Below are 13,636 nucleotides of genomic sequence, written 5' to 3' on the forward strand. Positions count from 1 at the left end.
GGCCTCCCAACTGAGTCGCAGTTGTGCGCGTTTTGAGGGCTCAAAACGTGCTTTGCTGCTACCTAGTTGGGCCGGGGGCTAGTTGGTGCGGACGCGGGGACGGTTGGGGGTAATGGTGCTGTAGTCAGCGGTCTTGAAGTGCTGGGGTGCAAAGGGGCTGACGCGGACAACATCGCCGATCACAATGACTGCTGGGTTGGCCACGCCGACGGCTTCCGCCTGGTCCGCGATGGTCTCCAACGTGCCGATCGTGACGCGCTGCTCCGGCAAATACCCGTTTTCTACGATACCTACTGGAGTGTCCAAAGGCAGACCCGAGGCGGCCAGGGCAGCCGCAGACTCGCGCAATTGGGCCACTCCCATGAGCAACACCACAGTGTGGTCGGGGCGTGCGGGGACTTCCGAAAGCTCTTCGTGGCCGGTCACCACGCTGAAACCCTTGGCCAGCCCACGGTGCGTTACGGGGATGCCGGCGGCGGCAGGAACGGAGATCGCTGAGGTCACGCCGGACACCACTTCAACCTCGACGCCGTTCTGCCGGCAGAATTCTGCTTCCTCACCGCCGCGCCCCAGGACATAGGGGTCGCCGCCTTTGAGGCGGACCACACGGTTGCCCTTCAGGGCCTCCTCGACAAGGATGCGGTTGATCTCCAATTGCGGAACCGGGTGATGGCCAGGTGTCTTGCCGACCTCGATGACGCGCACGTCAGGGGCCAGCCCCTGGAGCAACCCGCGCGGTCCAAGACGGTCAGCAACTACGACGTCGGCCTGGCCCAGCAGGCGGCGGCCGCGCACAGTGATCAGGCCGGTATCCCCCGGCCCACCGCCAACGAGTGCCACGGATCCGATGCTTCCATGACCGGCGGCCGATGCCTTGCGGTGGCGGCGAAGGGGAAGATCGCCGGATTCGAGCGCCGTAGCCACGGCGTCACGCAGAGCCATGGCGCGGCGCGGGTCTCCCCCGGCGTTGATGGCGATCTTGACATCGTCCACCTCGGCCACCGCGGGGGTCCAGGCAGCCGATGCTTCATGGTCGGAGGCATTGACGCACCAGATGCGCTGCGCTTCGGCGTCGGCCGCCACCTGGGTGTCCACGGCGGCAGCGCCGGTTGCCGTCTGGACGAACCAGACGCCGTCGAGGTCTTCCGCCCGGTATTCGCGGGACTCCCAAGCGAGCAGGCCCGAATCGACCAAAGCGCGAAGTTTGTCAGAGGCAACGGGAGCGACCACCGTAACTTTCGCGCCGGCGTCGAGCAGCCCCTTGGCGCGGCGCGCGGCTACGGGTCCGCCGCCCACCACCAGCACCGGGCGGCCGAGAAGCCGCAGTGCGGTGGGGTATATGTCCTGAATTGCCATGAAAAAACTGTAGGGCTGGCGCGTAATATGCTTCAAAGGCCCGGACACACCCGGTAACGCTGGGTAATGCAGCGTCACAAACAGTTTCAAATCCGCAGGCTTGCTAAAAGACCGACCAGCCAGTCCTGGTGGTGAACTCATCCAAGGCAGCCACACCCGCCACCGAGTTGCCGGAACGCCCCAAACCAGGGCTCCAGACGCTGATGGCGCATTTGCCGGGAACAACTGCAACAATCCCGCCTCCGACGCCGCTCTTCCCGGGGAGGCCCACCCTGTAAGCGAACTCACCCGCGGCATCGTACGTACCGCACGTCAGCATGACCGCGTTGATCCGCTTTGTCTGGGCGGGCGAGAGCACCAACTCCCCCTCGGCTCCCAGCCCATTGGATGCGAGGAACCGGGCGGCCAGGGCAAGGTCCTGGCACGTCATGGCCAAGGCGCACTGCTGCGCGTAGGACTCCAGGACCTCATCCACGGGATTCTCCAGGTTGCCGCAGCTGGCCAGGAAGTGCGCCAGCGAGGCATTGCGGTGCCCGCTCTCCAGTTCCGAGGTGGCCACCCTATGGTCCGTGTCCACCAGGGCGTTTCCCGATTCCCGCCTCATCAAGGCACGGACGGCTCCGGCGGCATCTCCCGTCAGACTCAACAGCCTGTCCGTCACGACGATCGCCCCGGCGTTGATGAACGGGTTCCGGGGTATCCCGTCTTCGCTTTCCAGCTGGACTAGCGAATTGAACGGGTTGCCCGAAGGTTCGCGGAACACCCGCTTCCAGATTCCGTCGCCATCGCTGGAGAGCACCAACGCCAAGGCGAAGACCTTGGAGATGCTCTGGATGGAGAACTCCACGTGCGCATCACCGGCTGAGAACACCTCACCGTCCTTGGTGACCAGGGATATCCCGAACTGGTGGGGGTCAACAGCACCGAGCTGTGGAATGTAACCGGCCACTTGTCCTTGGCCTATCTGGGGTTGAACAGCTCCTGCGATGTCTTCGAGCAGGTTTTGGATATCCATGGGTCGGCCTCTGTCTCAGCCGGGTCACCCTTCGTCTTTGAAGGGAGGCCGGGCACGTGTTTCAGTGTCTTTGGTGCATGCGCACAGCCAAAAACACTACTCGATGCCCGGCGCCCGTCCCGGAAACCCGCCGACCTAGCCCGCCCGGGCAGCCTCCCAACCGAAGGCAGGCGCGACGTGCTTTGCCACGTTCCCCAGCAGCTTCGCGTTGTACTCGACGCCGAGCTGGTTCGGGACCGTGAGCAGCACAGTATCTGCGGACTGGACCGCAGCATCCTGCGAGAGTTCCTCGGCGAGTTGCTCGGGCGAGCCGATGTAGCTCTTCCCGAAACGCGACAGGGCGCCGTCGAGGATCCCTACCTGGTCTTGGCTGTCGGCTTGGGCGCGAAGGCCAAAGTAGTGGTTGTCCTCGGCGTCGACGATCGGGATGATGCTGCGGCTCACCGAAACCCGGGGCTCGAAGTCGTGCCCAGCGGCAGTCCAGGCGTCGCGGAACATCTGGATCTGCTCGGCTTGGAGCTGGTCGAAGGGTACGCCGGTGTCTTCGGTCAGCAGGGTGGAGCTCATGAGGTTCATGCCCTGCTCAGCTGCCCACACAGCCGTCTTGCGGGTTCCTGCGCCCCACCAGATCCGATTCGGCAGGCCTTTCGAGAGAGGTTGGATCGGGAGAAGCCCGGTGGCCCCTCCGGCGTAGTGCGGATCAGCCTGGGCTACCCCGTGGCCCGCGATCGCCTTGCGGAACAGGGCAGTATGACGGCGGGCCATGTCACCGCCGTCCTCGCCCTCCGCCGGAACATAGCCAAAGTTGGCGGCACCGTTCAGGGCGGGCTCGGGTGAACCACGGCTCACACCGAGCTGCAGCCTTCCATCGCTGATCAGGTCAGTGGCTGCTGCTTCCTCGGCCATATAGAGGGGGTTCTCGTACCGCATGTCGATCACGCCGGTACCCATTTCGATACGGCTGGTTCTGGCCGCAATGGCGCTCAGCAAGGGGAAGGGCGAGGCCTGCTGACGGGCAAAGTGGTGCACGCGGAAAAAGGCACCATCAATACCAAGTTCCTCGGCCGCGACAGCGAGTTCGATCCCCTGTTTGAGGGCCTCACCGGCCGTGGGAACCAGTGAACCGGGAACGCGGGCCCAGTGACCGAAGGACAGGAAGCCGATCCGTTTCTTGTGCATGCCCGTCACAACGCAGATCCGCCGCCGGTCATTCCGCCCGGGCCCCTTCTATGGCGCGGACCACGTAACGGGTCCGTATGTGCCAGAGCGTCGGCATTGGTCGGGGCTAGAATCAGCCAATGGGGCTCCTGACCTTCAGCATCAATGTCACCTTGGACGGCTGTGTCGACCACCGGGAGGGCATCGCGGATGACGAAACGCATGCCTACTACACCCGGCTCTTGGAGGAGAACGGGGCCATGCTCTGGGGCCGAACCACGTACGAAATGATGGAGGCCTATTGGCCCGCGGTCGCACGGGGCGAGGTGGAAGCGCCGCCTGCGCTCCGCGAGTGGGCGGTCACGCTGGAAGAAATGCCAAAGTACGTCTTCTCGTCAACGCGCACCAACTTCCCATGGACCAACAGCCACCACCTGACCGGCGAGGTCCGCGCGGCCGTGCAGGAAATCAAGGACCGCATTCCAGAAGGAGTGCTGGTCGGCAGCGGCAAACTCGCCACGGAGCTCGACCGCTTGGACTTGATCGACGAGTACAAGTTCCTGGTCCACCCCGTGATCACCGGCCACGGCCCGACCCTCTTCCAGGGCGGGCTCCCCAGCACCCGCCGCCTCGAACTGATCTCGACGTCACCTCTCAGCAACGGAGTTGTTTCCGTGCACTACCGTCGGGCTGCTTAGGGTTTACGCACGACGGCGGCTGAACGCATCCCGCGGTGGGTTCGCCGCTGGAGCCGCAACCCTTTCCGCCATCCGCACCCGTAGTTTAGGGTGCGCCAGGCGGAAAGAATGCGCAGCCCACGAAGAAGAGGTGCATTCGGTGCAAAAGGGCGCGCGCACTCCCGGCGGGACGTGAGAGAGCGTCCTCGGGAAAGGGGTGTTCGGTGAGAGAGCGTCCTCGGGAAAGGGGTGTTCGGTGAGAGAGGGTCCTCGGGAAAGGGGTGTTCGGTGAGAGAGGGTCCTCGGGAAAGGGGTGTTCGGTGAGAGAGGGTCCTTGGGAAAGGGGTGTTCGGTGAGAGAGCGTCCGTGGGAAAGCCCGACGGCGGGTGGTCACCGTCGGGCTTTTGCGTTGCGTCGGGCTTTGCGTTGCGTCAGATCCGGGCTAGCGGCTGCTGCCCGCCAACAGGCCGCGGCGCTGCAGGAGCCGCTTCTCGATAGGGCCGAACACCAGGAGCTCAATCAGAATGCCCACGAACAGGATCAGCAGGATCGCGGACATCACGATAGTCATGTCGGACAACAGACGGCCTTGGTCCAGCAACGATCCCAGCCCGAAACCAATGGTGCCACCAACGGCGATGATTTCAGCGGCCATGAGGGAACGCCAGGAGAATGCCCACCCTTGCTTCAAACCACCGATATACCCGGGCAGAGCTGCGGGCAGGACGATCTGAAGGGCCATCTGCAGCCGGTTCGCGCCAAGCACCGTACCAACGCTGCGGTACTGCGGCGGGATCTGGTCCACTCCGGAGATCAGTCCGTTGATGATGGACGGAATAGCACCCATGAACACCACGAAGTAGACGGTGGCGTCGGTCAGGCCGAACCAGATGATGGCCGCAGGAACCCAAGCCACGGACGGCAGGACTTGCAAGCCGGAAATGAGCGGGCCAAAGGCGCGGCGCAGCGGAGCGACCTGGGCCAGGATCAGCCCGATCGGGGTGGCAATCACCACGGAAATAAGGAAGCCAACCACGCCACGCTGCAACGAGGTCCACACTGCCTCCTGGAGCTTGCCCTCGCCCCACAGCGTGAGGAACTGGTTGAAGACATCAACAGGCCCGGGGACGAGGTCACGCCGTTTGAGCTCCAGCGAGACATAGAACTGCCAGGCGAGGATGAGGACAACCAATGCCAGCACGGGCAACAGCACGCGCTTCCACTCGATACCGCCCTTGCGGCCTGTGTCCAGCTGGAGGTTGTCCAGGCCGGCTTCCAGGTCCCGGAGCTCGGAGGCGTTGCCTTTCAGCGACGGTGAGGTGATGTGGTGGGAATCAGTCACGGGGAGGGTCCGCTCTTCAGTGGTCTGGTTACTTGGCATGGCGGCGGATCTCCTCGCGAAGTCGTCGGGTAATGACGCCGGTGAGCTCCCCTGCACGGCCGGCGTCGGTGCGGTGTTCCTCGGTAACATTCCATTCGGCCACTACCCGGCCGGGACGCGAGGACAACAGCAGCACACGCTGGCCCAAACGCACGGCCTCACGCACGTTGTGCGTCACGAAGATGATGGTGCGGCCGGTTTCCTTCCAGATGCGCTCAAGTTCATCGTGCAGAAGGTCGCGGGTGATGGCGTCGAGCGCAGCGAACGGCTCGTCCATGAGCAACACCTGCCGGTCCTGGGCCAAAGACCGCGCGAGTGCCACGCGCTGCCGCATGCCGCCGGACAGCTCATGCGGACGCTTGTCCCCCGCCCCGCCCAGGTGCACCAGCTCAAGGAGTTCGGTGGCGCGGGCCCGGCGGCTTGCCTTGGTGCCGGACTTGTCAGCCAGCTGCAGGGCCAGTTCGATGTTGCCGCGGGCGGTCAACCACGGGAACAGGGACGCATCCTGGAACATGAAGGCCGCGCCGTCGCTGGGCACCTCCAAAGCGCCCGACGTCGGATGCTCCAGTCCCGCGATGATGTTCAGCAGGGTGGACTTGCCGCAGCCGGACGCACCAAGGAGGGCGACAAACTCGCCTTGTGCGATGGTGGCGTTGACGTCGTCCAGCACCGGGGCGCCGTCGCCGAAGCGCTTCCCCAGGTTCTCGAGTACGACTGGCATGGTCCCGTCCTTCGTGTTGATTGGTCTTGCTGTTGATACGCCCAAAGCCGGCCCGCTCCGGTGATGAAGCGGGCCGGCCGGTGGTGTTAGTCCTGGCCGAGTCCTGCAGCCGAGGTCTTCTTGCCTTCAACCTCGTTCAGGGCGCGGAGGTCGAAGATGCCGTTGATGTCAGCTTCCTTGGTGGTGCCGGCCTTGACGCCGTCTTCCAAGAGCTTCTTGTACGTTCCGGCCAGCGGGTCGGTGGTGAATTTGATGTTCTGCAGTGCACGCTCGATCACGTTGGCGGGAAGCGGCTTGCCGGCGGTGTCCTTGAGGACGGCGTTGATGGTGCTTGCCTTGTCCGCGGGTGAGGCGTTGTTCAGCCAGTTGACCGACTCCACGTGGCCCTTGAGGAGCGCCTGGACGGTCTCGGGGTGTTCTGCGGCGAACTTCTTGTTCACGATCAGGATGGTGGTGGTGAATTCACCGTTCTCCCACAGGTCCTTCTCGTCAACCAGGACCTTGGCGCCTGCTTCGAGGACCAAACGGGAGGCCCACGGCTCAGGCAACCACGCGCCGTCGAGCTTTCCGTCTGTGAAGAGCTTCAGGGACTGCGCGTTTTCGGTGGGGTTGATGTTCACATCACCGCTGCCGTCCACGTTGGTCTTGTAGCCCTGGTCGCCGAGCCACGCCCGGAGTGCGACGTCCTGCGTGCCACCGAGCTGCGGGGAGCTGAGGACCTTGCCCTTGAGGTCTGCCGCGGAGTTGATCTCCGGCTTGACCACCAACTGCGCGCCGCCTGCTGCTGCACCGGCGATGATGCTGATGGACTCGCCGTTGCTCTTGACGAAGGAGTTGATGGCCGGGTTCGGGCCGATGTAGGTGGCGTCGATCGCACCGGCGTTGAGGGCCTCGATCGCGGCGGGGCCGGCGTTGAAGATCTGCGTGCTGAGCTTGGTGCTGCCAAGTTCCTTGGCGATGATGCCCTGGCTGGTGCCGACCAGCGCCGGGCCGTGCGTGACGTTGCTGAAGTAGCCGAGCTTGAGTTCGGCCGCGGGCGACGTGGTGGGTGCCGGGGCGGCCTGGTTGTTGCTGTTGGAAACCACCGAAGCTACTGCTGCGCCGGCGCCGATCAGCAGGACAAGGCCGACTGCCACGGCGATTTCCACCGTGCGGCGGCGCTTGGGCTTGGTCGACTCACCTGCAACGATGCGGGTGGTTCCTGACTCGGGTTTTTGTGACTCGGAGTTGTTTGCCATGGGGGGTCCTTATGGAAGTGGGATGCGAGCTGGGGCGAAGATCAGGCCCCGCAACATCGCCCTGGTTGGGCAAGGAAGGACCATTCCGGAGAGGTCATGAGTTCACAGTAGGGACTGTCATATTTCGGCTTCAATCCCGCAGAAACCAAGGTTCATGAAGGGTCACTTGGCGTCACATTCCCCGCCAGGCCTTCAATGTCCCGAGGGGTCGTCCGGCAGCAGCCACCCACCAGCCGCGCCCCCAAGGCGAGCCAGTCGGCAACATTTCCGGCCAGCGTGCCCGAGTCCGCAACCCCGCCGGCAGGCCCCCAGGTCTTGGTCACGGCGTCGTAGGTCTCCCCCGAATTCGGGTAGGCAACCAGCGGAACATCGCCCGCGGCCTGGAGTTCACCAAGGGCGGGCGACACCAGTTCCAGCGGCACACAATTAACCCCGACGGCGGTCACGCGCGGTTCCACGCGAAGCAGCGCAGCCACGTCCGCAAGGGGCGTTCCGTCACTGATGTGGCTGCCGTCCCGAAGCGTGAACGTGAACCAGGATTCGACGTCGAACTCCGCCACGAGCTCCACCACCGCCGCCGCTTCGGCGTAGGAAGGCAGCGTCTCGCAGGCCAGGAAATCGGCTCCGGCGTCCACCAGTGCGGCAATACGCGGGCGGTGGAAATCCCGGAATTCCGCGGCAGAAAGCGTGTAATCGCCGCGGTATTCGGAACCGTCAGCCAGGTACGCGCCGTAGGGACCCACGGACCCGGCGATCAACAGGGGCCCGGAATCCGGGGTGGCCGCCGCGTGTTCCTTCCGTGCCTCGTCAGCCAGCCGGACGCTGCGCGCGACCAGCTCAAGTGACTCCTCCAGGGACAGCCCGCGTCGGGCAAAACCCTGCGGAGTGGCCTGGTAGCTGGCGGTGATCGCCACGGAGGCACCGGCGTCGTAATAGTCCCTGTGGACCTGCTTGATCAGGTGCGGTTGCTCCATAAGGACCTTGGCGGACCACAAGGGATCTTCCAGGTCGCAGCCGTGGGCTTCGAGTTCCGTGGCCAGGGCACCATCCAGCACCAGGGTGTGGCCGGTGTGCAGGAGCGTACTGAGGGAGGTATTCCGGGGCATGGTGTCCGTTCTGCAGAAAGACCGCAGCGTGTTCGACATTCCCGCCGTGCAGCGTGGGGATGATCGAACAAAGCTGCGGTCTTTTGTGTCTGTCTGTGACCTTAGATGACGTAACGTTCGTCTTCGTGGTCGCCCGGGTGGTCCTTGACCAGACCGGCAGCAAGGGTATTGCCGTCGATCGGGTCGATCACCAGGAAAGCGCCGGTGCGGCGGTGGTGCAGGTAGTTCTCCAACGGCAACGGTGCGGCCAGGCGCAACTGGGCGTGCCCGATGTCGTTGAGCTCCAGCGTGGACGACGGCTCCACCTTGAACGTGGCGAGATCCAGCTTGCCGTTGACGTTGCGGACCAGCGCCTGGACGGTACGCGTGCCGTGCTTCACCAGGACCTTCTGGCCTTCGCGGAGCGGCTTGGGTGACAGCCAGCACAAGGAGGCATAGAGGTCGGCGGAGCTTTCCCGGACCGTGCCGGCCGCTGCGATGGTGTCACCGCGGGCGATGTCGATCTCGTCAGCCAGGCGGATGGCCACGGACTGCGGAGCTGCGGCCTCTTCCAGGGAGCGTCCGGCGAAGTCGATGCCCACCACCGTGGTGATGCGCGGCTCGTGGCCCGGGCTGAGGACGGTGACCTCGTCACCGAGCTTCACTGACCCTTCGGTGACCTGGCCGGCATAGGCGCGGTAGTCACGGTATGCCTCCACGTCCAGGCCGCCGGCAACGGCATCCGGAGCCAGCGCGCCCTGTGGGCGGATGACCAGCTGCACGGGGAACCGGAAACTCTCCAGCCCGGCTTCCAGCTCGTCTGCCGCCGGAAGGGTCTCCAGGACCTCCAGCAGTGCCGGGCCCGTGTACCAGGGGGTGCGCTTGGAGCGGTCCACCACGTTGTCGCCGTCAAGCGCCGAAACGGGCACCACCAGCAGATCGGAAACACCATCGGAACCCAGGCCAAGCTCCTGGGCCACCTTGCGGACGTCCGCCTCGATGTCGCGGAACACCTGCTCGCTGAAGTCCACCAGGTCGATCTTGTTCACGGCCACAATCACGTGGGCCACGCGCAGCAACTGCAGCACGGACAGGTGGCGGCGGGTCTGCTCCAGGACGCCCTTGCGTGCATCGATAAGTACGACGACGGCATCCGCTGTGGACGCGCCCGTCACCGTGTTCTTGGTGTACTGAACGTGGCCGGGGCAGTCCGCCAGGATGAAGCTGCGGCGGTCCGTGGCGAAGTAGCGGTACGCAACGTCGATGGTGATGCCCTGTTCGCGCTCGGCCCGCAGGCCGTCCGTGAGGAGGGCCAGGTCGATGCCGCCCTTGTCGCCGCCGAAGCCGCGGTCCGCGGAGGTCCGGGCAACGGCGTCGAGCTGGTCGGCAAGGATCGCCTTGGAGTCGTGAAGGAGGCGGCCCACCAAAGTGGACTTGCCGTCGTCGACCGATCCGGCAGTAGCGAAACGGAACAGCGTGGACGGCAGCGGAGCGGAGTCCAGGCCGTCAGTGCCGGAGATGAGGGATGCGGTGTCGGTGCTCATTTAGAAGTAGCCGTCCTTCTTGCGGTCTTCCATGGCTGCCTCGGAGATGCGGTCATCTGCGCGGGTGGCGCCACGTTCGGTCAGGGTGGAGGCAGCGACTTCAACAACGACGTCGGCCACGGTGAACGCGTCGGATTCGACGGCCCCGGTGCAGGACATGTCGCCCACTGTGCGGTAGCGGACCGTCTTGGTGATGACGTCCTCATGCGGGAGCGGCTGGGAGACCTCGCCCACTGCGCGCCACATGCCGTCGCGGGCGAAGACCTCGCGCTCGTGGGCGTAGTACAGGCTGGGCAGCTCGATGTTCTCGCGCTCGATGTAGCGCCAGATGTCCAGCTCGGTCCAGTTGCTGATGGGGAAGGCACGGACGTGCTGGCCCACGGTGTGGCGGCCGTTGTACAGGTTCCACAATTCGGGGCGCTGGTTGCGCGGATCCCACTGGCCGAACTCGTCGCGCAGGCTCAGGATGCGTTCCTTGGCCCGGGCCTTGTCTTCGTCCCGGCGGCCGCCGCCGAACACGGCGTCGAACTTGTTCTTCTGGATCGCATCCAGCAGCGGTACGGTCTGCAACGGGTTGCGGGTTCCATCGGCACGCTCGGCGAGTTCGCCGCGGTCAATGAATTCCTGCACCGAGCCGACAACCAGCTTCAGGCCAAGGCGCTCGACCGTGCGGTCACGGAAGTCCAGGACCTCGGGGAAGTTGTGGCCCGTGTCCACGTGCAACACCGGGAACGGAACCTTGCCCGGCCAGAAAGCCTTGGTTGCCAGGTGCAGCATCACCACAGAGTCCTTGCCGCCGGAGAACAGCAGCGCAGGCTTCTCGAACTCAGCGACCACTTCGCGGATGATGTGGATGGCTTCGGACTCGAGGGTGTCCAGTGAGCTTAGACGCTCGACCGAGGAAGCGTCTACTGCTGCTGCAACTTCCACCGTGGACTCCTCTGTTGTGTAAGTGCTCATGTGTGTAACCCGCATTCTGTCTTGTCGGATCCTGCCCAGCGACCGGCCCGGGGGTCTTCGCCCGGGGCCACTTTGCGGGTGCAGGGCTGGCAACCGATGGAGGGGTAGCCCTGGCTCAGGAGGGGGTTGACGGGAAGGATGTTGTCCTCGGAGTACTCCACCAACTGGTCAAAGGACCAGTCCACCATAGGGTTCACCTTGACGAGGCCGAAGCTCTCATCCCAGGTGACCACGGGAGTATTGGTCCGGGTGGGGCCCTCGTCGCGGCGGACACCGGTGAACCACACCTCGTAGCCGGCAAGGGAGCGGCGGAGGGGGGCCACTTTGCGCAGGGCGCAGCACTGGCCGGGATCGCGGGCAAACAGGTCCTTGCCCAGCAGGCTGTCCTGCTGCTCCACCGTGTGTTCCGGAAGGACGTCCACCACGTTGACCCGCAGGTTGGCCGCGACCTCATCGCGGGTCTGGTAGGTCTCCTTGAAGTGGTATCCGGTTTCCAGGAACAAGACGTCGACGCCGGGAATCTGGTCCGCGACCAAGGCCGGCAGGACGGCGTCGGCCATGGAGCAGGCCACGGTGATGGCGGGCAGCTCGAAGTTGCGGGCAACCCAGGCGATCACGTCGGTGGCGGAGGCGTTCCAGCCGAGCTCGGCGGCGCCGGCCTCTGCCAGTGCCTTGAGCTCTTCGTTGGACCGCTTGAGGGCTAGTGTCACTGGAGGTCTCCTTCATCTGCGGAGTGTGCCCACTCGGCGAAGGTCTGGCCCTCGGCGCCAACTTCGACGAACTTGCGGACCACACGTTCCACGTAGTCAGGCAGGTCTTCGACCGTGACCTTGAGGCCGCGGACGGTACGTCCCAAACCGGCTTCCTCGCGCTCGTTGTTGGCCAGCCCGCCACCAAGGTGGACCTGGAAACCCGGGGTGGGGTCGCCGTCGGGCGTTGGCAGCATCATGCCCTTCAGACCGATATCGGCCGTCTGGATACGGGCGCACGAGTTGGGGCAGCCGTTGATGTGCAGGGACAGTGCCTGCGGAAGCTGCTTCGTTTCCACGAGGTCGGCCAAACGGCGTTCCAGTTCGGCGATGGCCGTGGCGGCGGTGACCTTGGTTTCGACGATCGCGAGCTTGCAGAACTCGATGCCCGTGCAGGCGATGGTGCCGCGGCGGAACACGGACGGGCGGGCGGACAGGCCCAGCGTGTCCAGTTCGGCGATCAGCGGTTCAACCTGCTCCTTGGCAACGTCCAGGATGACGAGCTTCTGGTGCGGAGTGGTGCGCAGGCGGTGCGTGCCGTGCTGCTCCAGGGTGTCCGCGAGCTTCACCAGAGCCTCGCCCGAGGTACGGCCGACCGTGGGGGCAACACCAATGAAGAACTTGCCGTCCTTCTGCTCGTGCACGCCGATGTGGTCGCCGGGAGCGTTGGGCTTGGGAGCGGCAGGACCGTCCGGAAGTTTGAAATCGAGGTATTCGTCCTCCAGGATCTGGCGGAACTTGGCCGGACCCCAGTCGTTCATGAGGAACTTCAGGCGGGCCTTGGTGCGCATGCGGCGGTAACCGTAGTCGCGGAAGATGCTGGTGACGCCCAGCCACACTTCGGCAGCGACGTCGGCGGACACGAACACGCCCAGGCGCTCGGCAAGGCGCGGGTTGGTGGAAAGTCCGCCACCGACCCACAGATCGTAGCCGGCACCAAGCTCAGGGTGGACCACGCCCACCAATGCGAAGTCGTTGATCTCGTGGACAACGTCCTGGGACGGGTGGCCCGTGATCGCCGTCTTGTACTTGCGCGGCAGGTTGGCCAGTTCCGGGTCACCGATGAAGCGCTCGGACAGTTCGTGGATCAGCGGCGTGGGATCGATGATCTCGTCCTTGGCGATTCCTGCGACCGGCGAACCGAGGATGACGCGGGGTACGTCGCCGCAGGCCTCTGTGGTGGACAGGTCCACAGCCTCCAGGCGGCGCCAGATTTCCGGGACGTCTTCCACGCGGATCCAGTGGAGCTGGATGTTCTGGCGGTCCGTGAGGTCAGCCGAGCCGCGGGCGAAATCCACGGAGATCTGGCCGATCACGCGAAGCTGCTCGGTGGTCAGCGCACCGCCGTCGATGCGCACGCGCAGCATGAAGTACTTGTCTTCGAGCTCGTGCGGTTCCAACGTCGCCGTCTTGCCGCCGTCGATCCCGGGCTTGCGCTGCGTGTAGAGGCCCCACCAACGGAAACGGCCGTGCAGGTCCGTTCCGTCGATCGAGTCGAAACCTTCTTTTGAGTAGACAGACTCAATACGCTCACGGACGTTCAGCCCGTTGTCTTCCTGTTTCCAGGTTTCGTTGGCGTTGAGGGGTGTGGTGCCGTCAACCTTCCACTGACCGTGGGGCTTGGCGGCCGGGCGGGTGCGTGCGGGACGCTTGGAGACTTCGGTGTCCGCGGGCGCACCGGCTACAGCTGTATCTGTCATACATCGAGGGTAGGTGGGGCCAGATTTAGCCAGCAAAGGTCCGGAAATGTTG

General features: G+C 64.8%; 12 protein-coding genes. 1 reads left to right on the top strand and 11 read right to left on the bottom strand.

The features are described from left to right. Window positions 1-78: 78 nt before the first annotated feature. From cobA to ACUYMZ_RS15790, 3 genes are all read right to left on the bottom strand, one after another. Window positions 79-1,356: a uroporphyrinogen-III C-methyltransferase gene (gene cobA, locus ACUYMZ_RS15780; RefSeq protein WP_481604343.1), complete on the bottom strand. Its 1,278-nt coding sequence runs from the start codon at window positions 1,354-1,356 to the stop codon at window positions 79-81. Between the two features lie 103 nt (window positions 1,357-1,459). Then, window positions 1,460-2,371, bottom strand: coding sequence for a glutaminase (locus ACUYMZ_RS15785; protein ID WP_481604345.1), 912 nt, complete (start codon window positions 2,369-2,371; stop codon window positions 1,460-1,462). A gap of 135 nt (window positions 2,372-2,506) precedes the next feature. Then, entirely contained in the window at window positions 2,507-3,550 is a 1,044-nt protein-coding gene (locus tag ACUYMZ_RS15790; protein ID WP_481604347.1) for an LLM class flavin-dependent oxidoreductase, read from the bottom strand. A gap of 119 nt (window positions 3,551-3,669) precedes the next feature. On the opposite strand from ACUYMZ_RS15790, the gene ACUYMZ_RS15795 reads away from it, so the two are divergent. After that, on the top strand, window positions 3,670-4,227 hold the full coding sequence (locus ACUYMZ_RS15795; RefSeq protein ID WP_481604349.1) for a dihydrofolate reductase family protein: 558 nt from the start codon (window positions 3,670-3,672) through the stop codon (window positions 4,225-4,227). A 421-nt stretch (window positions 4,228-4,648) separates the two neighbouring features. On the opposite strand, the gene ACUYMZ_RS15800 is transcribed toward ACUYMZ_RS15795, so the two are convergent. From ACUYMZ_RS15800 to ACUYMZ_RS15835, 8 genes are all read right to left on the bottom strand, one after another. Continuing rightward, window positions 4,649-5,587: an ABC transporter permease gene (locus tag ACUYMZ_RS15800; protein WP_481604351.1), complete on the bottom strand. Its 939-nt coding sequence runs from the start codon at window positions 5,585-5,587 to the stop codon at window positions 4,649-4,651. Continuing rightward, the gene (locus tag ACUYMZ_RS15805) at window positions 5,577-6,308 is read right to left on the bottom strand and encodes an ABC transporter ATP-binding protein (RefSeq protein ID WP_426003771.1); all 732 of its coding nucleotides are present in this window, start codon (window positions 6,306-6,308) and stop codon (window positions 5,577-5,579) included. The genes ACUYMZ_RS15800 and ACUYMZ_RS15805 overlap by 11 nt, the downstream gene beginning before the upstream one ends. Window positions 6,309-6,394: 86 nt before the next feature. Then, a complete protein-coding gene (locus ACUYMZ_RS15810; RefSeq protein ID WP_426003772.1) occupies window positions 6,395-7,546 on the bottom strand; it encodes an ABC transporter substrate-binding protein in 1,152 nt (383 codons plus the stop codon). Window positions 7,547-7,698: 152 nt separating this feature from the next. Next, window positions 7,699-8,652, bottom strand: a complete 954-nt coding sequence (gene mmuM / locus ACUYMZ_RS15815; protein ID WP_481604354.1) for a homocysteine S-methyltransferase — start codon at window positions 8,650-8,652, stop codon at window positions 7,699-7,701. A 101-nt stretch (window positions 8,653-8,753) separates the two neighbouring features. Then, a complete protein-coding gene (locus ACUYMZ_RS15820; protein ID WP_481604356.1) occupies window positions 8,754-10,175 on the bottom strand; it encodes a sulfate adenylyltransferase subunit 1 in 1,422 nt (473 codons plus the stop codon). Continuing rightward, window positions 10,176-11,135: a sulfate adenylyltransferase subunit CysD gene (gene cysD / locus ACUYMZ_RS15825; RefSeq protein ID WP_481604358.1), complete on the bottom strand. Its 960-nt coding sequence runs from the start codon at window positions 11,133-11,135 to the stop codon at window positions 10,176-10,178. It lies immediately after the preceding gene. Continuing rightward, on the bottom strand, window positions 11,132-11,845 hold the full coding sequence (locus ACUYMZ_RS15830) for a phosphoadenylyl-sulfate reductase (RefSeq protein ID WP_442422933.1): 714 nt from the start codon (window positions 11,843-11,845) through the stop codon (window positions 11,132-11,134). Before ACUYMZ_RS15830 ends, cysD begins: the two co-directional genes overlap by 4 nt. Next, window positions 11,842-13,584: a nitrite/sulfite reductase gene (locus ACUYMZ_RS15835; protein WP_481604360.1), complete on the bottom strand. Its 1,743-nt coding sequence runs from the start codon at window positions 13,582-13,584 to the stop codon at window positions 11,842-11,844. The genes ACUYMZ_RS15830 and ACUYMZ_RS15835 overlap by 4 nt, the downstream gene beginning before the upstream one ends. Window positions 13,585-13,636 lie beyond the last annotated feature (52 nt).

Source organism: Arthrobacter sp. T572, from assembly GCF_056780115.1.

Bases quoted from the DNA above. Each gene is read 5' to 3' on its own strand.
- cobA (WP_481604343.1), bottom strand. From the start codon at position 1,356: ATGGCAATTCAGGACATATACCCCACCGCACTGCGGCTTCTCGGCCGC.
- ACUYMZ_RS15785 (WP_481604345.1), bottom strand. From the start codon at position 2,371: ATGGATATCCAAAACCTGCTCGAAGACATCGCAGGAGCTGTTCAACCC.
- ACUYMZ_RS15790 (WP_481604347.1), bottom strand. From the start codon at position 3,550: ATGCACAAGAAACGGATCGGCTTCCTGTCCTTCGGTCACTGGGCCCGC.
- ACUYMZ_RS15795 (WP_481604349.1), top strand. From the start codon at position 3,670: ATGGGGCTCCTGACCTTCAGCATCAATGTCACCTTGGACGGCTGTGTC.
- ACUYMZ_RS15800 (WP_481604351.1), bottom strand. From the start codon at position 5,587: ATGCCAAGTAACCAGACCACTGAAGAGCGGACCCTCCCCGTGACTGAT.
- ACUYMZ_RS15805 (WP_426003771.1), bottom strand. From the start codon at position 6,308: ATGCCAGTCGTACTCGAGAACCTGGGGAAGCGCTTCGGCGACGGCGCC.
- ACUYMZ_RS15810 (WP_426003772.1), bottom strand. From the start codon at position 7,546: ATGGCAAACAACTCCGAGTCACAAAAACCCGAGTCAGGAACCACCCGC.
- mmuM (WP_481604354.1), bottom strand. From the start codon at position 8,652: ATGCCCCGGAATACCTCCCTCAGTACGCTCCTGCACACCGGCCACACC.
- ACUYMZ_RS15820 (WP_481604356.1), bottom strand. From the start codon at position 10,175: ATGAGCACCGACACCGCATCCCTCATCTCCGGCACTGACGGCCTGGAC.
- cysD (WP_481604358.1), bottom strand. From the start codon at position 11,135: ATGAGCACTTACACAACAGAGGAGTCCACGGTGGAAGTTGCAGCAGCA.
- ACUYMZ_RS15835 (WP_481604360.1), bottom strand. From the start codon at position 13,584: ATGACAGATACAGCTGTAGCCGGTGCGCCCGCGGACACCGAAGTCTCC.